The organism is Knoellia remsis, assembly GCF_003002895.1.
GTDB classification, from domain to species: Bacteria; Actinomycetota; Actinomycetes; order Actinomycetales; family Dermatophilaceae; genus Knoellia; species Knoellia remsis.
The window spans coordinates 51108-70707 of record NZ_PVTI01000005.1; the positions used below are offsets into that span (position 1 = coordinate 51108).

General features: G+C 72.2%; 18 protein-coding genes. 15 read left to right on the forward strand and 3 right to left on the reverse strand.

Annotated elements, in window-relative coordinates:
- Window positions 1-5 precede the first annotated feature (5 nt).
- The 4 genes from hisG to BCF74_RS04510 are packed head-to-tail and all read left to right on the forward strand — an operon-like array spanning window position 6 to window position 1974.
- Window positions 6-851: an ATP phosphoribosyltransferase gene (gene hisG, locus BCF74_RS04495; RefSeq protein WP_106296763.1), complete on the forward strand. Its 846-nt coding sequence runs from the start codon at window positions 6-8 to the stop codon at window positions 849-851.
- Window positions 848-1306, forward strand: coding sequence for a PH domain-containing protein (locus BCF74_RS04500; RefSeq protein WP_245889207.1), 459 nt, complete (start codon window positions 848-850; stop codon window positions 1304-1306). The genes hisG and BCF74_RS04500 overlap by 4 nt, the downstream gene beginning before the upstream one ends.
- A 45-nt stretch (window positions 1307-1351) precedes the next feature.
- Entirely contained in the window at window positions 1352-1582 is a 231-nt protein-coding gene (locus BCF74_RS04505; protein WP_106296764.1) for a hypothetical protein, read from the forward strand.
- A complete protein-coding gene (locus tag BCF74_RS04510; protein ID WP_106296765.1) occupies window positions 1579-1974 on the forward strand; it encodes a TA system VapC family ribonuclease toxin in 396 nt (131 codons plus the stop codon). Before BCF74_RS04505 ends, BCF74_RS04510 begins: the two co-directional genes overlap by 4 nt.
- Here the strand turns inward: BCF74_RS04510 and BCF74_RS17045 are convergent.
- Both BCF74_RS17045 and BCF74_RS04520 read right to left on the reverse strand, forming a co-directional pair.
- A complete protein-coding gene (locus BCF74_RS17045; RefSeq protein ID WP_146132873.1) occupies window positions 1967-3775 on the reverse strand; it encodes an MFS transporter in 1809 nt (602 codons plus the stop codon). The two genes, BCF74_RS04510 and BCF74_RS17045, sit on opposite strands and share 8 nt — an antisense overlap.
- A gap of 10 nt (window positions 3776-3785) precedes the next feature.
- Window positions 3786-4994: an FUSC family protein gene (locus BCF74_RS04520; protein WP_106296766.1), complete on the reverse strand. Its 1209-nt coding sequence runs from the start codon at window positions 4992-4994 to the stop codon at window positions 3786-3788.
- 35 nt (window positions 4995-5029) lie between these two features.
- Between BCF74_RS04520 and hisF the strand changes: the two genes are divergently transcribed.
- Window positions 5030-5803, forward strand: coding sequence for an imidazole glycerol phosphate synthase subunit HisF (hisF, locus tag BCF74_RS04525; protein WP_106296767.1), 774 nt, complete (start codon window positions 5030-5032; stop codon window positions 5801-5803).
- A 9-nt stretch (window positions 5804-5812) separates the two neighbouring features.
- Here hisF and BCF74_RS04530 read toward each other — a convergent pair whose 3' ends face one another.
- On the reverse strand, window positions 5813-6475 hold the full coding sequence (locus BCF74_RS04530) for a TIGR03085 family metal-binding protein (RefSeq protein ID WP_245889208.1): 663 nt from the start codon (window positions 6473-6475) through the stop codon (window positions 5813-5815).
- A 36-nt stretch (window positions 6476-6511) separates the two neighbouring features.
- Here BCF74_RS04530 and hisI point away from each other — a divergent pair, with 36 nt between their 5' ends.
- The 10 genes from hisI (at window position 6512) to BCF74_RS04580 (ending at window position 19600) form a co-directional block, all read left to right on the forward strand.
- Window positions 6512-6883 (forward strand): phosphoribosyl-AMP cyclohydrolase, encoded by a 372-nt coding sequence (gene hisI / locus BCF74_RS04535; protein WP_106296769.1) that lies wholly within the window; start codon window positions 6512-6514, stop codon window positions 6881-6883.
- Between the two features lie 2 nt (window positions 6884-6885).
- Complete coding sequence (locus tag BCF74_RS04540) at window positions 6886-8463, forward strand: anthranilate synthase component I (RefSeq protein WP_106296859.1); 1578 nt, start codon at window positions 6886-6888, stop codon at window positions 8461-8463.
- Window positions 8460-9194, forward strand: coding sequence for a Trp biosynthesis-associated membrane protein (locus BCF74_RS04545; RefSeq protein WP_106296770.1), 735 nt, complete (start codon window positions 8460-8462; stop codon window positions 9192-9194). Before BCF74_RS04540 ends, BCF74_RS04545 begins: the two co-directional genes overlap by 4 nt.
- Before the next feature lie 86 nt (window positions 9195-9280).
- A complete protein-coding gene (locus tag BCF74_RS04550) occupies window positions 9281-9514 on the forward strand; it encodes an HGxxPAAW family protein (protein ID WP_106296771.1) in 234 nt (77 codons plus the stop codon).
- Between the two features lie 5 nt (window positions 9515-9519).
- Complete coding sequence (gene trpC, locus BCF74_RS04555) at window positions 9520-10341, forward strand: indole-3-glycerol phosphate synthase TrpC (protein ID WP_106296772.1); 822 nt, start codon at window positions 9520-9522, stop codon at window positions 10339-10341.
- The gene (gene trpB / locus BCF74_RS04560) at window positions 10338-11594 is read left to right on the forward strand and encodes a tryptophan synthase subunit beta (RefSeq protein ID WP_106296773.1); all 1257 of its coding nucleotides are present in this window, start codon (window positions 10338-10340) and stop codon (window positions 11592-11594) included. Before trpC ends, trpB begins: the two co-directional genes overlap by 4 nt.
- Window positions 11591-12454: a tryptophan synthase subunit alpha gene (gene trpA / locus BCF74_RS04565; RefSeq protein ID WP_106296774.1), complete on the forward strand. Its 864-nt coding sequence runs from the start codon at window positions 11591-11593 to the stop codon at window positions 12452-12454. Before trpB ends, trpA begins: the two co-directional genes overlap by 4 nt.
- A gap of 79 nt (window positions 12455-12533) precedes the next feature.
- Complete coding sequence (lgt, locus tag BCF74_RS04570) at window positions 12534-13439, forward strand: prolipoprotein diacylglyceryl transferase (protein ID WP_425432800.1); 906 nt, start codon at window positions 12534-12536, stop codon at window positions 13437-13439.
- A gap of 163 nt (window positions 13440-13602) precedes the next feature.
- Window positions 13603-18147: a glutamate synthase large subunit gene (gene gltB, locus BCF74_RS04575; RefSeq protein WP_106296775.1), complete on the forward strand. Its 4545-nt coding sequence runs from the start codon at window positions 13603-13605 to the stop codon at window positions 18145-18147.
- Entirely contained in the window at window positions 18140-19600 is a 1461-nt protein-coding gene (locus BCF74_RS04580) for a glutamate synthase subunit beta (protein WP_106296776.1), read from the forward strand. The genes gltB and BCF74_RS04580 overlap by 8 nt, the downstream gene beginning before the upstream one ends.

Here is a 19600-nt window from a genome sequence, read left to right on the forward strand (position 1 = left end):
CACTCATGTTGCGAATTGCCGTGCCCAACAAGGGTTCCCTCGCCGACGCAGCCGCCGAGATGCTGCGCGAGGCGGGCTACCGGACCCGCCGCGACTCCAAGGAGCTCGTCGTCACCGACGAGGCGTCCGGGGTCGAGCTGTTCTACCTGCGCCCGCGCGACATCGCCGTCTACGTCGGCTCCGGCACCGTCGACTGCGGCATCACCGGCCGCGACCTGCTCCTCGACTCCGGCAGCGCCGCGACCGAGGTCATGACCCTCGGCTTCGGGTCCTCGACGTTCCGGTATGCCGGCCGCCCCGGTTCCGTGGCGTCCGTCCCCGAGATCGCCGGTCGCCGGGTGGCGACGAGCTATCCCGGGCTCGTCGAGAAGCACCTCGCCGACCACGGTGTCCAGGCCGAGGTCGTGCGTCTCGACGGCGCCGTCGAGACCGCGATCACCCTCGGTGTCGCGGACGTCATCGCCGACGTCGTCGAGACCGGCGCGACGCTACGCAGCCAGGGCCTCGAGGTCTTCGGCGACCCGATCCTGCGCAGCGAGGCGGTCCTCATCCGCCGCGACGGCAGCGACCAGGACGCCGCGATCGAGGTGCTGCGTCGCCGGCTGCTCGGAGTCGTCACCGCGCGGCACTACGTCATGCTCGACTACGACGTGCCCGTCTCGGTCGTCGACGCCGCGTGCGCCCTGACGCCGGGCCTGGAGTCGCCGACGGTCTCGAACCTGCAGAACCCGGACTGGAAGGCCGTGCGAGCGATGGTTCCGCGGTCCGGCACGAACCAGGTCATGGACGAGCTCTGGGAGCTCGGTGCCCGCGCCATCCTCGTCACCGACATCTCCGCGTGCCGGTTGTGACCACCGTGGGCTCCGACGCGCCGTCCCGTGCCCCGTTCACGTCCCGCCGGGGCCGCACCATGGCGCTCGTGCTCGGCGTCGTCGCGCTGGCGCTCTTCGGTGTCCTCGGCTACTTCCTGCGCGGCCGGCACCTCAACGGCGAGTGGACGCTCGCCGATCGGGGCCTCATGGCCGGCATCGGGGTCGGGCTGGCCGCCGCGCTCTGGCGCTGGGCGAGCATTCGCGCGGTCCCCGGCGACACGGGATTGACGGTGCGCAACCTCGCCGGGTCGCGACACATCCCGTGGGCCGATATCACGGAGGTCACCTTCGACGAGGGTGAGGCGTGGGCGAGCATCCATCTCGTCGACACCGAGCAGGTGGCCGTCATGGCGATCCAGCGGGCCGACGGCCCCTCCTCGCGCGACGAGGCCCGGCGCCTGGCCCAGCTCGTCGCCCACTCCCGCCGCACCTGAGCCGGAACCTGTCTGCATCACCACTGATGCAGATATGATGCACCCATGCGCACCACCGTCGACCTGCCCTCCGGCGTCCATCGTCGAGCTCGTGAGCTGGCCCGTCAGCGGGGCCAGTCGTTGTCTGCTGTGCTCGCAGACCTGACGGTGCGCGGTTTGGCCCAGCTCGACGAGCCGGTGCGGATCGACGTCGACGCGACGACCGGGGTTCCCGTGATCCACGTCGGGCGCCGGATCACGTCCGAGGATGTGGCACAGGCGCTGGACGACGAGTGAGGACGCACCTGCTTGACGCCAATGTCCTCATTGCGCTGAGCTTCGGCGAGCATGAGCACCACGAGGCGGCTCTGCGCTGGTTCGGGCAGGAGCCCGGATCCTTCGCGACCAGCCCCATCGTCGAAGGGGCCTTGGCGCGCTTCGTCCTGCGGATCGGGGAGTCACCGGCGACACTGACGGGTCTGCTCGACCACTGGCGGTCCCACCCGAGATGCGTGTTCTGGCCCGACGACGTGCCGTATGCCGAGGTGGACCTCGCCGACGTCTCGGGCCACCGGCAGGTCACCGACGTCTACCTCGTCTCGCTCGCTGTCGCCCACGGAGGGCGACTCGCCACATTGGACCGCGCCCTGGTCGGTCTTCGGCCCAACGGCACGACCCTCGTCACGTGACGAGCGGACGGTTCGGGCGCAGCAGCGACGCCGCTGTCAGCTGCCCGAGCATGAGCATCGCCAGCACCATCCAGATCGCCGAGTAGTCCCCGGTCGCGTCCCGGACGGCACCCATCGTCATCGGCCCGAGCGAGGCGATCGTGTAGGAGACGAGGAAGGCCATCGCGGTGAAGCGGGCAGCGGCGGCCGGCGACACGGCATACCGGACGAGCAGGACGAGACCGACCGCGAAGGACGCGCCCTGGGCGATGCCGAGCAGCACCGCCCACAGCCACGGCGCGGCATCGGCGGCGAGCCACACCCCGCTCTGGCCGACGAGGCCGCAGGCGCCTGCAGCCAACAGGACCACGCGCCAGTCCCCGACGCGGTCGGTGAGCGCCGGCCCGACGAGCCCGGACACGAACTGTGCCCCGGTGAAGACCGACAGCAGCAGCCCCGCGTCGCGCGCGTCCCAGCCGTGCCCGACATAGGTTGGCGACAGCCACGCGAGGGTCGAGTAGAACTGCCACGACTGCAGGGCGAGGAACGCCGCGACGAACCACGCGGTCGTGCTGCGCCACGGGAGGCGGTGGCTCGCGTCCGGTGGGTGCTGGTCGTGGTCGCCCCGCACGTGCATGCGCCGGTCGAGCGGCAGCCAGAGGAGCAAGCCGATGACGGCGACCAGCCCCCAGAAGCCGAGGGAGCGTGTCCAGTCGCCGAGGGCGTCGGCGAGAGGGACGGCGACAGCCGCGGCCACTCCTGCGCCGCCCATCATCGCGAACATCTGCAGCCCGGTCGCGAGCCCCGCGCGCCCCGGCGGGAAGGAGCGCTTCACCATCCCGGGCAGCAGCGTGCCGGCGAGGGCGATCCCGGCGCCGGCACAGAGGGTTCCCAGGTAGAGCGCCACGACCTCGTGCCCCCAGAAGCGCGCAAGGTTGCCGATGACGACGGCGACCATGGCGAGGGAGATGGACCGTGCCACCCCGAGGCGCAGCCCGAGACGTGCGGAGGCGGGCGCGAGCAGTCCCATGCAGAGCACCGGGAGGGTCGTGAGGACGCCGAGCCACACCGACGACAGCCCGAGGTCCTCGCGCAGCCGCGGCAGCAGCGGTGGCAGGCCGGTCATGAGCAGCCGCATGTTGAGCGACACCGCGACGACACCGAGGACGACGAGCCACATCGGCGGGCGGGTGAGCGCTCCGAGATCGTGGCCGGGCACCTCGCGCAGGACGTCCGAGCCGCTGCCGGTGTCGTGCACGAGGTCGGCGGCGTCGCGGCCCGGCTCGGTGGCCCACAGCCCGGCTTCCTGGTCGGCCCACTCGTCCCAGTGCGCCGCGAAGAGCTCCCCGTCACGGGTCAGGGCGCGCCGCTTGCGCTCCTCGGTCGGCGCCTCGACCCAGACCCGGGCCGCCGCGTCGTCACCGGCGATGGCGAACGACCCGACGCCCTCGAGGACGACGAGATCGGGGGTCGGTGCCGGGTGGTCCGCTCCGCGCACGTCGCGGGTCCAGTCCCACGTGGGGTATGCCGGCCGCTCGCCACCGCGCCACGCGTCGACGAGCGAGCGCCGTGCGATGCGGGTCGTCTCGCAGAGACCGGTCCAGCCCTGGTGCATGTCGTCCACGTGCAGCAGCTCGGCACCGAGCCGGCGCGAGAGCTCGCCGGCGAGGGTGGTCTTGCCCGAGCCGCTGGGTCCGTCGACCGCGACGACGGTGACCGGCCCGGCGCCCGGACCGCGGGCCTCGACGAGCTCGCGGACCCGGTCGGCGAGGACGTCGACCGAGCCGCGGTCGTCCATGTCCTCCGTGGGGCCCGTGTGCACGCGCGTCACCCTACGACTCGGGTCGCTCCGTCCCGACGCCGTCCCCGGCGGCCCCGTCCCTCGTGGGGTCCCCGGTACCCTCGGCCGTCGACGGCGCACCCGTCGGGTTCGGTGACACCGGCACGAGCGCCCGCGCCTCGTCGATCTCGAGCCCGGTGAGGGCGAGGAGGTCGACGATCATCGAACGCACCTGGGCGCGGATCACCTCACCGGACAGGCTCGACCGACGGTCGAGCACGGTACTGCGCTCACCGAGCGCCTCGAGTCCGGGACGGGCGGCCACCGGCTCCCGTCGCTCGTGCAGCTGCCGTGCGATGTCATCGCAGCTCGTGGCGAGGTCGTCGATGAGGGCGACGTATGCCGGTGGGACGGTCTCGCCGCGTCGGATGCTCACCGAGGCGCGCCGGACGAGGACGCGCAGGTTCCGGATGGCGCGGTCGAGCGGGTCGAGCAGGCTGGAGATCTCCTGGACGCCCGGGAGGTGACGGCGCCGGAAGGGGGAGAGGCGCACAACCGCTACGCCCTCGGCGGCGATCGAGCGCAGGTCGTCGAGCAGGCGCTCGCTGCGGCGGGCCCGATCGAGGGTGCGGACGCCGAGGTCGACGTCGGACGCGCGCAGGGCCGCTGCGGTGTCACGCAGGATGTCGGCGACCTCCTGCACGGTCGCGGCGGCCCGCTGCCGGGGGCGGTGCAGGCCGGTGGCCGGCGCGAGGACGCTGATCGTCAGCGCGACCACACCGCCCACCACGGCGTCGACCCAGCGCGTGAACGCCTGGCCCGGTGCCGCGACGAGGGTCGTGACGATCGCGGCCTGCACGCCCGCCTGGATGGTGATGAGGATGCCGGCGCCAACGAGCGAGGCCACCCCCATGGCGATGAGGACGACGACGAGCACCTGGATGACGCCGGTGCCGAAGACGTGCACGAACACGTCCCCGACGAGGACTCCGACCGCGACACCGACCATGACCTCGACGGCCCGGCGGACGCGCTGACCGTAGGACATGCCGAGCGTGATGATCGCCGTCACCGGGGCGAAGAACGGCTGGTCGTGCCCGGGCAGCGACGACGCGACCCACCACGCGAGCGCGGCGCCGAGTCCGCACTGGAGGATGAAGACGAGCCGGGCCATGAGCCGGTCGCGCCGGATCCGTGCCTCCCGCCGGGACCGGGCCGCGACACGGGCGGTGACCTGCGCGGTCGGGCGGGCGGACGGCATACGGACCATTATCGGCGGGTCGATATGCTTTCGTGGTGAGCGTCGCCATCCGAGTCATCCCCTGCCTGGACGTCGACGCGGGGCGGGTCGTCAAGGGCGTGAACTTCGAGAACCTGCGTGACGCGGGCGACCCCGTCGAGCTCGCCCGCTCCTACGGCGAGCAGGGCGCCGACGAGATCACCTTCCTCGACGTCACCGCGAGCAGCGGTGACCGGGCGACGACCTATGACGTCGTGCGCCGCACCGCCGAGCAGGTCTTCATCCCGCTCACCGTCGGCGGGGGAGTGCGGACCGTCGACGACGTCGACCGGCTCCTGCGCAGCGGGGCGGACAAGGTCGGCGTCAACACCGCCGCCATCGCGCGGCCCGAGCTCATTGCCGAGACCGCCGACCGGTTCGGGTCCCAGGTGCTCGTGCTGTCGGCGGACGTGCGCCGTCGCCGGGCCGAGGATGGTTCTCCCACAAGCGATTTCGAGGTGACGACCCACGGTGGCCGCACCGGCACCGGTCTCGACGCCATCGAGTGGTGCGCCCGTGCAGCCACGCTGGGGGCCGGCGAGATCCTGCTCAACTCGATGGACGCCGACGGCACCAAGACCGGCTTCGACCTCGAGCTCATCGAGCGGGTGCGGCCGGAGGTGTCGATCCCGGTCATCGCGAGCGGTGGTGCCGGCGCCGCGGCCGACTTCCCGCCGGCCGTGCGCGCGGGCGCCGATGCCGTCCTCGCCGCGAGCATCTTCCACTTCGGTGAGGTGCGCATCGGCGAGGTCAAGAGCGCGCTGGCCGCGGACGGCATACCCGTCCGCTGAGCGAGCCGCCTAGAGACCGAGGTGGGCGGTGGCGAAGCGCGCCACCGCCTCGTCGGGTCCGCTCACCTCGACGTCGGCGACCCCGCGTCGTCCGTATGCCGTGAGCAGGACTTCCAGCGGCGCGCCCGTCACGCGGACGGTCGCCTCGCCGCCGCGCACGGTGAGCGGGTCGCGGCCGGGTGCATGCAGCTCGACGCCGTCCTCGACCCGTCGGAAGAGCAGCCGACCCATGCGGGACAGCAGTCCCCACACGGCCGCCTCGAGCTCGGCGGACGGTGTCCTCCTCGGGCCGGGTGCGCCGTCGCCGCGCAGGACGTCCTCGTGGTGCACGACCATCTCGGCGAGGTTGACGACCTCGTCCACGGGACCCAGCCGGGTCGGGTGCCACACGGGGGGACCCGTCCGCACGGTCTCGACGAGTTCGCCCCATGGCCGGGACGCGACCCGGGACTGCGCTCGTTCGGTGCGGTCGGCGAGGAACGGTACGACGATCCCGGCTGCGAGGTCGGGTCGCTGCTCGCGGACGACGAGGTGGGCGGCGAGGTCCCGGGTGGTCCACGGGGTGCACAGGGTCGGTGCGTCCGGCCCGACCGACGCGAAGGTGTCGCAGAGCGCGAGCCGCTCGGCGTGCGCGAGCGAGCCGGACGGCATACCGGGAAGAGCGGGAGACATGGACCCATCCTCGCGCCCAGACAGGTGCGCGGCACAATGGCCCGTGTGCCCGACCTCGACCCCAGCATCGCCGACCGGCTGAGCTTCGACGACCGCGGCCTCGTTGCCGCCATCGTCCAGCAGCACGACACCGGCGAGGTCCTCATGCTCGGCTGGATGGACGCCGAGGCGCTGCGACGCACCCTGACCGAGGGGCGGGTGACCTTCTGGTCGCGCAGCCGCGAGGAGTACTGGCGCAAGGGCGACACCTCGGGTCACGCCCAGCTCGTCCGCTCGGTCGCCGCCGACTGCGACGGTGACGCGCTGCTCGTGCGGGTGCACCAGGTCGGTGCGGCCTGCCACACCGGCGACCGCACCTGCTTCGACGCCGGGGACCTCGGTGCGACCGTCGGGCCCGAGGCGCCGTGATGATGTCCTCTGACGCCGCGCAGCCGAGCCCGGACCTGTCCTTCGGGACGACGTGGCCGTCGCTCGACGTGTTCTCGGTTCTCGCGCAGGACCGCCGCGTCATCCCCGTCGTCCGCCGGCTCATGGCCGACGCCGAGACACCGGTGGGGCTCTACCGCAAGCTCGCGCAGAACCGGCCCGGGACCTTCCTCCTCGAGTCCGCCGAGCACGGCGGCGTGTGGTCGCGCTACTCGATCATCGGGGCCGCCAGCCGGGCCACCCTCACCGAGTCCGGCGGTGAGGCGCACTGGATCGGCGAGCCGCCGGTCGGCGTGCCCACGACGGGCCCCGCCACCGAGGCACTGCGGGACACCGTGGCCGCTCTGGCCACCGACCCCGTGCCCGGCCTCCCGCCCCTCACCGGCGGCATGGTGGGGATGATCTCCTACGACGCCGTGCGGCGCTGGGAGAAGGTGCCGCAGGTGGCGCCGGACGTCCTCGGCGTCCCCGAGATCGCGATGATGCTCGCGACCGACCTCGCCGTCCTCGACCACAGCGACGGCTCCGTCCTGCTCATCGCCAACGCCGTGAACTACGACGCCACCGACGAGCGGGTCGAGGAGGCGTGGGCGGACGCCGTCGACCGCCTCGACGCGATGACGCGCGATCTCGGCGCCTCGGCCGAGAGCACGGTGGCCGTCGTCGACGCAGCCGCGGTCGACGAGGCACTCACGGAGGTCACGAGCAACCTCACCCGCGACGAGTACGAAGCCATGGTCGAGAGTGCCAAGGAGGACATCCGCGCCGGCGAGGTCTTCCAGGTCGTTCTCTCGCAACGGTTCTCGATGCCCTGCCCGGCCGACGCCCTCGACGTCTACCGGGCGCTGCGGGCCGGCAACCCGAGCCCCTACATGTACCTGTTCCGGTTCACGCGACCGGACGGGACGGCATACGACGTCGTCGGCAGCTCACCGGAGGCGCTCGTCAAGGTGACCGGCACCCAGGCCATCACCCACCCCATCGCCGGCTCCCGTCCGCGCGGCAAGAGTCCCGAGGACGACGTCCGGCTCGCCGACGACCTCCTCGACGACCCCAAGGAGCGCTCCGAGCACGTCATGCTCGTCGACCTCGGCCGCAACGACATCGGCCGGATCAGCCGGCCCGGCACCGTCGACGTCGTCGAGTTCATGGACGTGCGCCGCTACAGCCACGTCATGCACCTCGAGTCGACCGTCGTCGGCGAGCTGCGGGACGATGTCGCGGCCTACGACGTGCTCGTGTCGACCTTCCCGGCGGGGACGCTCTCGGGGGCGCCGAAGCCGCGGGCGCTCTCGCTCATCGAGGGCTACGAGCCGTCGCGGCGGGGCGTCTACGGCGGGGTGGTCGGCTACCTCGACTTCCATGGCGACCTCGACATGGCCATCGCCATCCGCACTGCGCTCATCGACAGTGGGACCGCCCACGTGCAGGCCGGTGCCGGCATCGTCGCGGACTCGGTCCCGCGCACCGAGCACGAGGAGTGCATCGCCAAGGCGACAGCCGTCCTGCGTGCCGTCGCCACCGGATCGGCACTGCGCACGACGACGGGGATGGGCGTATGACCCTGCTGCGCCGCCGGGGTGTCCTCGTCCTCCTCGTCGCGCTCGGTGCGCTCGTCGTCGTCGTGACCGCGTCGCGCACCTGGGTCGCGGGGACGGTCAATGATGCCGTGCTCGGTCGCCAGGCCGTGAGCGCGACCGGATCGGAGTCCGCGACGGGGGTCGTCGGCATCGCGCTCGTCGTCGCCGCCGGGGCGGTTGCCTCGGCTGCCGCGGGTCGCAAGGCGCGGGTCGTGGCACTCGTGCTGACCGGGCTGGCCGTCCTCGCCGGCCTGCTGAGCATCGGTCGGGTCGTCACCGACCCCGAAGGGGTGCTCGGTCCCATCGCCGCGGCCGCTGCCGGCCGGAGCGGATCGCTCGAGACGAGCGCGACCCTCGGGCTGTGGCCGTGGGTCGCCGCGCTGGGTTTCGTGCTGTCGGGCACCGCCCTGCTCACGCTGGCGTTCGCGGTGGCCGACCGACCCGCCGGGCTGTCGTCGCGCTACGACGCCCCGGCCTCACCCACGGGAGCCGAGGACGCCGAGCGCGCCAGGGCAGCCCGCGGGGCGAGCACCTGGGACCAGCTCACCGCGGGGGAGGACCCGACCGACGAGACCGACGCACACGCGGACAAGACCCACGCACACGCGGACGAGACCGGCATACGCGCCGACGACACTGACGCACGGGCCGACGACGCCGGCATACGCGCCGACGGCGACGAGACCGATGTCCACCGCGGCCCGCGAACCTGACACAATGACGAGCGAGCCCTGACCTGCACGCACGCACGCAGCGGGCACCCCACGAGACCCGCACCGACACCACACCGGAGGCACCCATGGCCGAGCAGCACGAGGACCACCACGGCAGCAGTACCGCCGCCTGGGCGCTCGTCGGCATCGTCCTGCTCGGGTCACTCATCATGTCGATCGCGGTGGCGTTCCCGAACGTGCCGCTCTTCATCGGCGGCGTCGTCGTCGTCATCCTCGGTCTCGTCGTCGGCAAGGTGCTCGCCCTCGCCGGTTACGGCGTCGACGGCCAGGTCGCCCGCCGCGACACCAACTCGGCCTGAGCCCCATGACCACCGTGCTCGACGCCATCGTCGCCGGTGTGCGTGAGGACCTCGCCGCGCGCCAGGAGCGCGTCGCCCAGTCCGAGCTCGAGCGCCGCGTCGCCGAGCGGGGGGCCCCGATCGACGCCGAGGAGCGGCTGCGCGCTGACGGCCTCTCGCTCATCGCCGAGGTCAAGCGGGCCAGCCCGAGCAAGGGTGCCCTCGCGGACATCGCCGACCCCGCAGCCCTCGCCGCCACGTATGCCGAGGCCGGAGCCACCGCCATCAGCGTCCTCACCGAGCAACGCCGCTTCTCGGGCTCGCTCGACGACCTCGACGCCGTGCGCGACGCCGTCTCGATCCCGGTGCTGCGCAAGGACTTCATGGTCACCGACTACCAGCTGTGGGAGGCACGCGCCCACGGCGCCGACCTCATCCTGCTCATCGTCGCGTCGCTCACCGACGACGAGCTCGTCCGGATGCACACCCTCGCCCAGGACCTCGGCATGACGGCCCTCGTCGAGGTCCACGACGAGGGCGAGACCCAGCGCGCGGTCGACGCCGGCGCCCGGGTCATCGGCGTCAACGCGCGCAACCTCAAGACGCTCGAGGTGCACGCCGACACGTTCTCCCGTCTCGCCCCGCTCATCCCGCCGGGGGTCGTCCGGGTGGCCGAGTCGGGCATCTCCGGTCCCGAGGACGCCGCGATGTATGCCGCCCAGGGCGCCGACGCGGTGCTCGTCGGGGAGGCGCTCGTCCGCGGTGACGACCCGGCCGCCGCAGTGCGCGCCATCGTCGAGGCGGGCACGTCTGCGGCACAGGGCGTCTCGCGCGCCCCGCAGCGATGACGGCCGGACGTTTCGGCGACTTCGGCGGACGTTACGTCCCCGAGGCGCTGATCCCGGCCCTCGACGAGCTCGACGAGGCCCGACGCTCGGCGATGGCGGACCCGACGTTCCTCGACGAGCTCGACCGGCTGCACCGCACCTACACCGGCCGGCCCAGCATCATCACCGAGGTGCCGCGATTCGCCGAGCACGCCGGCGGCGCCCGCATCATCCTCAAGCGCGAGGACCTCAACCACACCGGCTCGCACAAGATCAACAACGTTCTCGCCCAAGCCCTCCTCACCAAGCGGATGGGCAAGACCCGCGTGATCGCCGAGACCGGCGCCGGCCAGCACGGAGTCGCCACGGCGACGGCCGCGGCACTCATGGGCCTGGACTGCACCGTCTACATGGGCAAGGTCGACACCGAGCGTCAGGCGCTCAACGTCGCCCGCATGCGGATGCTCGGCGCCGAGGTCGTCCCCGTCGACCACGGCAGCGCCACCCTCAAGGACGCCATCAACGAGGCCCTGCGCGACTGGGTCGCCGCCGTCGACACGACGCACTACCTCATCGGCACCGTGACGGGTCCGCACCCGTTCCCGGAGATGGTGCGCGACTTCCACCGCATCATCGGCGTGGAGGCGCGCGAGCAGGTCCTCGAGCACACCGGCCGCCTGCCCGACGTCGTCGTCGCCTGTGTCGGGGGCGGGTCCAACGCCATGGGCATCTTCCACCGCTTCATCGAGGACGAGGGCGTGCGCCTCGTCGGCGTCGAGGCCGGGGGAGAGGGCCTCGAGGGGCGGCACGCGGCACGCTTCGCGTCGGCGACGCCCGGCGTCCTCCACGGGGCGATGAGCTACCTCATGCAGGACGAGGACGGCCAGACCGTCGAGTCGCACTCGGTGTCGGCCGGCCTCGACTACCCCAGCGTCGGCCCGGAGCACTCGTACCTGCGCGACACCGGCCGCGCGGAGTACGTCTACGCCACCGACGACGAGGCGATGGAGGCGTTCGCCCTCCTCTGCCGCACCGAAGGCATCATCCCGGCGCTCGAGTCCGCCCACGGCCTCGCCGGTGCGCTGCACCTCGGGCGCGAGCTCGGCCCCGACGCGATCATCCTCGTCAACCTCTCCGGGCGTGGGGACAAGGACATGCACACCGCCGCCGAGTGGTTCGGGCTCGTCGACGACGTCGTCGAGGACGACGAGATCGTCCCGCCCGGTGAGTCCGACGACCCGGGCGCGACCGGTGACGGGAGGACCCAGCTGTGAGCACCGAGGTGACGGCCTCCGCAGAGCCGGGCACCGGCGACACCGACCGGGGTGTCGCCTCGGTCATCGAGCGCTGCCGCGCCGAGGGTCGCGCTGCCCTCGTCGGCTACCTGCCCGTGGGCTTCCCCGACGTCGAGACCTCGATCCGCGCCATGGTCGCCATGGTCGAGTCCGGTGTCGACATCGTCGAGATCGGGTTGCCCTACTCCGATCCGGTCATCGACGGCCCGGTCATCCAGCGCGCCACCGAGGCGGCGCTGCGAGCCGGCACCCACGTCGTCGACGGCTTCCGCGCGGCGCGCGCGGTGCGCGACGCCGGCGCGCCACCGCTCGTCATGAGCTACTGGAACCTCATCCTGCGGCGTGGCGTCGACCGGTATGCCGCCGAGCTCGCCGCCGCGGGTGGTGCCGGGCTCATCACCCCCGACCTCATCCCGGACGAGGCTGCCGACTGGATCGCGGCGAGCGACCGCGAGGGACTCGACCGCGTTTTCCTCGTGGCGCCCAGCTCGACCCCAGAGCGGCTGTCCCGGGTCACGGCCGCGAGCCGCGGCTTCGTCTACGCCGCGTCGACGATGGGGGTCACGGGCGAGCGCGCCAGCGTCGGTCCCGCGGCGCGCGACCTCGTCGAGCGAACTCGCGCGCTGACCGAGCTGCCCGTGTGCGTCGGCCTCGGGGTCTCGAACGGCGACCAGGCCGCCGAGCTCGCCGAGTACGCCGACGGTGTCATCGTCGGCACCGCCTTCGTGCGTGCCCTCACGGGCGACGGGCAGGACGGTGACGTCGAGGCCCGGCTCGAGGCGGTGCGCGAGCTGGCCCGGGACCTCGCCCGCGGGGTGCGGGAGCGCCGGCAGTCGTGACCGTCGGGCGCAGCAGCGGCCGGCGTGGCAGTGGCGGGCGCCCGGTGGGCTCACAAGGACGGAGGCCATGATGGTCCCCATGACCACGCTGGCCCTCGCGGCGCTCCCGGCCGACATCCCGAGCCCGACGACGGGAGCGATCAACCTCGGCCCGTTCCCGATCCGCGGGTACGCGCTGTGCATCCTCCTCGGCATCGTCGTCGCCGTGTGGATCACCGACCGCAGGATGCGCACGCGCGGAGGTGAGCCGGGGCAGGTGCTCGACGTCGCGGCATACGCGGTCGTCGCCGGGATCATCGGCGGCCGGCTCTACCACGTCATCACGACGCCCGACCCGTACTGGGGGCCGGACGGCAACCCGGTCGACGCGCTCAAGATCTGGCAGGGCGGCCTGGGCATCTGGGGCGCCATCGCCCTCGGCGCGCTCGGCGCCTGGATCGGGTGCCGCCGCGCCGGGGTGAGGTTCCTCGACTTCGCGGACGCCGCTGCGCCGGGTGTCGCCGTCGCGCAGGGCATCGGCCGCTGGGGCAACTGGTTCAACAACGAGCTCTACGGCGCGCCGACGGACAAGCCGTGGGGCCTCGTCATCCACGAGTGGGACCAGGGCGCCGGTCGGGCCGTGCGCGATGCGGAGGGCAACGCCGTCGTGCTCGGCACCTACCAACCGACCTTCCTCTACGAGTCGGTCTTCGTCCTGCTCCTCGCGGTCGCGCTCCTGCTCATCGAGCGGCGCTTCCGGCTCGCGCGCGGTCAGCTCTTCGGGTTGTACGTCGCGGGCTACCCGATCGGGCGGATCATCATCGAGAAGATGCGCACCGACGAGGCCGAGCTCATCCTCGGGCAGCGCCTCAACGTGTGGACGAGCATCCTCGTCTTCCTCCTCGGGCTAGCCATCGTCTGGTACACCGGCCGACGCGCCCGGAGGACGCCCGAGGACGCGGCCGCGGACACGGAGGACCCGGCCCCGCAACCATCCACGATGTGAGATTCATCCGCTCGCATTGCAAGATGACTGTGGGCTAGCATCCATCCACACGTGGCCACCGCTGTCCGCGTCCGATGCCCTCCCTGAGCCGGAGCCGCCCTTCGCCCGAGCCGGCGAGGGCGACGTCCGGACCTGACCTCCCCGAGGACGGTGACCCGCCGCCATGTCTCCGACGCGCTTCTCCGCCCACCCGGCCGACGTCGGCCTCTACCGCCGGTCGAACGAGCACGACGCCTGCGGCGTCGCCATGGTCGCCACGATGCGCGGCACGGCCGGTCACGACATCGTCGACCACGCGCTGACGGCGCTGCGCAACCTCGAGCACCGCGGCGCCACCGGGGCGGACCCGCTCGTCGGCGACGGTGCGGGCATCCTCACGCAGGTCCCGGACGAGTTCTTCCGCGGCGTCCTCGACGTCGAGCTGCCGCCGGCCGGGTCGTATGCCGCGGGCATGGCCTACCTGCCCCAGGACGACGCCGAGCGCGCGGCCGCCGAGGAGCGCATCGGCGCCATCGCCGCGGAGGAGGGCCTCGAGGTCCTCGCCTGGCGCGACGTGCCGGTCACCCCCGACCTCGTCGGCGAGATGGCCCGAGCCTGTATGCCGGTCTTCCGCCAGCTCTTCGTCGCGGCGCCCGGCGGTGCCGTGAGCGGGATCGAGCTCGACCGGCTCGCCTTCTGTCTGCGCAAGCGGGCCGAGCGCGAGGCCGAGGTCTACTTCCCGTCGCTGTCGGCGCGCACCATCGTCTACAAGGGCATGCTCACGACCGGGCAGCTCGAGCCGTTCTTCCCCGACCTGTCCGACGAGCGGTTCGCGACCGAGCTCGCGCTCGTGCACTCGCGCTTCTCGACGAACACCTTCCCGAGCTGGCCGCTCGCGCACCCCTACCGGCTCATGGCCCACAACGGGGAGATCAACACCGTCAAGGGCAACCGCAACTGGATGCGCGCCCGTGAGAGCCAGCTCGTCTCCGACGCGTTCGGCGGCGACCTCGAGCGGCTCTTCCCGATCTGCACGCCCGACGCGTCCGACTCGGCGAGCTTCGACGAGGTCCTCGAGCTGATCCACCTCGCGGGCCGCTCGCTCCCGCACGCCGTCCTCATGATGATCCCGGAGGCCTGGGAGAACCACGAGGAGATGGACCCCGCCCGCAAGGCGTTCTACGAGTTCCACTCGACGTTCATGGAGCCGTGGGACGGCCCGGCGTGTGTCGCCTTCACCGACGGCACCCTCATCGGCGCGGTGCTCGACCGCAACGGCCTGCGCCCCGGGCGCTACTGGGTCACCGAGGACGGCCTCGTCGTCCTCGCGTCCGAGGCCGGCGTCCTCGAGCTCGAGCCCGACAAGGTGGTCCGCCGCGGGCGCCTCCAGCCCGGCCGGATGTTCCTCATCGACACGGCGTCGGGGCGCATCGTCAGCGACGACGAGGTCAAGTCCGAGCTCGCCGCCGAGCACCCCTACGAGGAGTGGCTGCACGCCGGCCTCATCACCCTCGACGAGCTGCCCGAGCGCGAGCACATCGACCACACCCCAGCGTCGGTCGCGCGCCGCCAGCGCACCTTCGGCTACACCGAGGAGGAGCTCAAGATCATCCTCGCGCCGATGGCTCGCACCGGTGGCGAGGCACTCGGCTCGATGGGCACCGACACCCCCGTCGCCGTCCTCTCGGACAAGCCGCGGCTGCTCTTCGACTACTTCACCCAGATCTTCGCGCAGGTGACGAACCCGCCGCTCGACGCCATCCGCGAGGAGCTCGTCACCTCGCTCGGCACGGTCATCGGGCCCGAGGGCAACATGCTCGAGGCAACTCCGGTGCACGCCCGTCAGGTCGTCCTGCCTTTCCCGGTCATCGACAACGACGAGCTCGCCAAAATCGTCCACATCAACGCCGACGGCGACCTGCCCGGCTACGCGACCCACGTCGTGCGCGGCACCTACCTCGTCGACGAGGGTGAGGCCGCCCTGCGCCGACGCCTCGACGAGATCCGCGCCGAGGTGAGCGACGCCATCGCGCGCGGCGCCCGGTTCGTCGTGCTCTCCGACCGCGACTCCGACCGCGACCACGCGCCGATCCCGTCGCTGCTCCTCACCTCGGCCGTCCACCACCACCTCATCCGCGAGAAGACCCGCAACACCGTCGGTCTCCTCGTCGAGGCCGGCGACGTCCGCGAGGTGCACCACGTCGCCCTGCTCATCGGCTACGGCGCGGCCGCGATCAACCCCTACCTCGCGATGGAGACCGTCGAGGACATGGTCCGCACCGGCGCCGTCACCGGCGTCACCGCGGAGCAGGCCGTCAAGAACCTCATCAAGGCGCTCGGCAAGGGCGTCCTCAAGGTCATGTCCAAGATGGGCATCTCGACCGTCGCGTCCTACCGCGGCGCCCAGGTCTTCGAGGCGCTCGGCCTGTCGCAGGAGCTCGTCGACGAGTACTTCACCGGCACCGTCTCGCAGCTCGGCGGCATCGGCCTCGACGTCATCGCCAAGGAGACCGCGGCCCGGCACGACTCGGCATACCCCACCGACGGCGTCATCCTCGCCCACCGCAAGCTGCGCGTCGGCGGCGAGTACCAGTGGCGCCGGGAGGGCGAGCCGCACCTCTTCGACCCCGACACCGTCTTCCGGCTCCAGCACGCGACCCGGCAGCGGCGCTACGACATCTTCAAGCAGTACACCCAGCGCGTCGACGAGCAGTCCGAGCGGCTCATGACCCTCCGCGGGCTCTTCGAGCTCGGCGGGGAGAACCCGCGAGAGCCGATCTCGATCGACGAGGTCGAGCCGGTGAGCGAGATCGTCAAGCGCTTCAACACCGGTGCGATGAGCTACGGGTCGATCAGCCAGGAGGCGCACGAGACGCTCGCCGTCGCGATGAACCGCCTCGGCGGCCGGTCCAACACGGGCGAGGGCGGTGAGGACCTCGAGCGCCTGCTCGACCCCGAGCGGCGCTCGGCGATCAAGCAGGTCGCGTCCGGCCGCTTCGGCGTCACGAGCGTCTACCTCACCCACGCCGACGACATCCAGATCAAGATGGCCCAGGGCGCCAAGCCGGGGGAGGGCGGCCAGCTGCCAGGACCCAAGGTCTACCCGTGGGTGGCCCGCACCCGGCACAGCACGCCCGGTGTCGGCCTCATCAGCCCGCCGCCGCACCACGACATCTACTCGATCGAGGACCTCGCCCAGCTCATCCACGACCTCAAGAACGCGAACCCGAGCGCGCGCGTCCACGTCAAGCTCGTCTCCGAGGTCGGGGTCGGCACGGTCGCGGCGGGCGTCTCCAAGGCGCACGCGGACGTCGTCCTCATCTCCGGCCACGACGGCGGCACCGGCGCCTCTCCGCTGACGAGCCTCAAGCACGCCGGCGGTCCGTGGGAGCTCGGCCTCGCCGAGACCCAGCAGACGCTCGTCCTCAACGGGCTGCGCGACCGGATCGTCGTCCAGGTCGACGGGCAGATCAAGACCGGGCGGGACGTCGTCATCGCGGCCCTGCTCGGTGCCGAGGAGTTCGGGTTCGCGACGGCCCCGCTCGTCGTCAGCGGCTGCATCCTCATGCGGGTGTGCCACCTCGACACCTGCCCCGTCGGCATCGCCACCCAGAACCCCGAGCTGCGCTCGCGCTACACGGGCAAGCCGGAGTTCGTCGAGACCTTCTTCGAGTATGTCGCCGAGGAGGTCCGCGAGCACCTCGCCGCCCTGGGCTACCGGAGCATCGAGGAGGCGATCGGCCAGATCCGTTCCCTCGACACGACCAAGGCCGTCGCGCACTGGAAGGCCGCCGGTCTCGACCTCGCGCCGATCCTCGCCGAGGTCGACAGTCCCGACGGCTCGGGCAAGCGGCACACGATCAGCCAGGACCACGGCCTCGAGAAGGCGCTCGACCACCAGCTCATCGCCGTGGCCCGCGAGGCCATCGACGACGGCACCCCGGTCACGGGCGAGTTCACGGTCCGCAACGTCAACCGCACCGTCGGCACGATGCTCGGCCACGAGGTGACCAAGGTCCACGCCGACGGGCTGCCCGACGGCACGATCGACCTCACCCTGCGCGGCTCGGCCGGCCAGAGCTTCGGCGCGTTCGTCCCCAAGGGTGTGACGCTGCGTCTCGTCGGCGACGCCAACGACTACGTCGGCAAGGGCCTGTCGGGTGGCCGCATCGTCGTCGCACCCGACCCGTCCTCGCCGCTCACGGCCGAGGACAACGTCGTCGCCGGCAACGTCATCGGCTACGGCGCGACGTCCGGTGAGATCTTCCTGCGCGGCCGGGTCGGCGAGCGGTTCTGTGTCCGCAACTCCGGCATCACCGCCGTCGTCGAGGGCGTGGGTGACCACGGCCTCGAGTACATGACCGGCGGGACCGTCGCCATCCTCGGACCGACCGGGCGCAACGTCGCCGCGGGCATGTCCGGTGGCGTCGCCTACGTCCTCGACCTCGACGGCGAGCGGGTCAACCGCGAGCTCGTCGACGTCTCCGGGCTGCGCGAGAGCGACGAGGCCGTCCTGCACGACCTCCTCGAGCGCCACCGTGAGCACACCGGCTCGACCGTCGCCGCGCGGCTCCTCGACGAGTGGGACACCGCCCGGGCGCGGTTCTCGCTCATCCTTCCCCGCGACTACCAGCGCGTCCTCGACGTCCGCGCCGCAGCCGAGGCCGAAGGTCTCGACCTCGACGGCACGCAGGTCTGGGACCGGATCATGGAGGCCTCCCGTGGCTGACCCCCAGGGCTTTCTCAAGACCCGCGAGCGCGAGCTCCCGGCCCGCCGACCCGTGCCCGTCCGCATCAAGGACTGGCGCGAGGTCTACGAGGAGCAGGAGCTCGGGCAGCTCCAGCGCCAGGCCGGTCGCTGCATGGACTGCGGAATCCCGTTCTGCCACAGCGGTTGTCCCCTCGGGAACCTCATCCCAGAGTGGAACGACCTCGCGTGGCGCGGTGACTGGCGCCAGGCCATCGAGCGGCTGCACGCGACGAACAACTTCCCCGAGTTCACCGGCCGCCTGTGTCCGGCGCCGTGCGAGACCGCGTGCGTCCTCGGCATCAACCAGCCGGCCGTGACGATCAAGCAGGTCGAGGTCACGACGATCGAGAAGGCGTTCGCCGACGGCGGTGTCGCACCCAAGCCGCCGGAGCGCCTCTCCGGCAAGACCGTCGCCGTCGTCGGCTCCGGTCCGGCGGGCCTCGCTGCCGCCCAGCAGCTCACCCGCGCCGGTCACACGGTCGCGGTCTACGAGCGGGCTGACCGCCCGGGTGGCCTGCTGCGCTACGGCATCCCCGAGTTCAAGATGGAGAAGTCGGTCCTCGACCGCCGCCTGCAGCAGATGCAGGCCGAGGGGACCCGCTTCCGCAACTCGGTGGACGTCGGCGTCGACGTCACGTGGGAGCAGCTGCGGGCCCGCTACGACGCCGTCGTCATCGCGATGGGTGCCACCGTGGCGCGCGACCTGCCCGTCGACGGCCGCGAGGGCGACGGCGTGCACCAGGCGATGGACTACCTGCCCGCCGCCAACCGCGTCGCCATAGGCGAGAGCGTCGACGGCCAGATCCACGCCCAGGACAAGGACGTCATCGTCATCGGCGGCGGCGACACCGGCGCCGACTGCATCGGCACCGCGCACCGCCAGGGGGCCCGCTCAGTGACGAGCCTCGAGATCATGCCGCAGCCGGGGGAGGAGCGCGCCGACGCCCACCCGTGGCCGACCTACCCGATGATCTACCGGGTCGCCTCCGCTCACGAGGAGGGCGGCGAGCGGTTGTATGCCGTCTCGACCCAGGAGGTGCAGCGCGACGAGTCCGGTGCGGTCACCGGCCTGCGGCTGCACGAGGTCGTCCGCGGCGAGAGCGGCTTCGAGTCCGTCGAGGGCTCCGAGCGGGTCCTGCCCGCGCAGCTCGTGCTGCTCGCCATGGGCTTCCTCGGTCCGCAGACCGAGTCCCTCGTCACCCAGCTCGGTGTCGAGCTCGACGAGCGCTCGAACGTCAAGCGCGGTCAGGACTACATGTCCTCCGTGCCCGGTGTCTTCGTCGCCGGCGACGCCGGCCGGGGGCAGTCGCTCATCGTCTGGGCCATCGCCGAGGGTCGCGCGGCGGCGCACCACGTCGACGCGTGGCTGTCGGGTGAGCCGTCGCGGCTGCCGCGCCCGGTCAACCCGACCGACCGTCCGCTCATGGTCTGA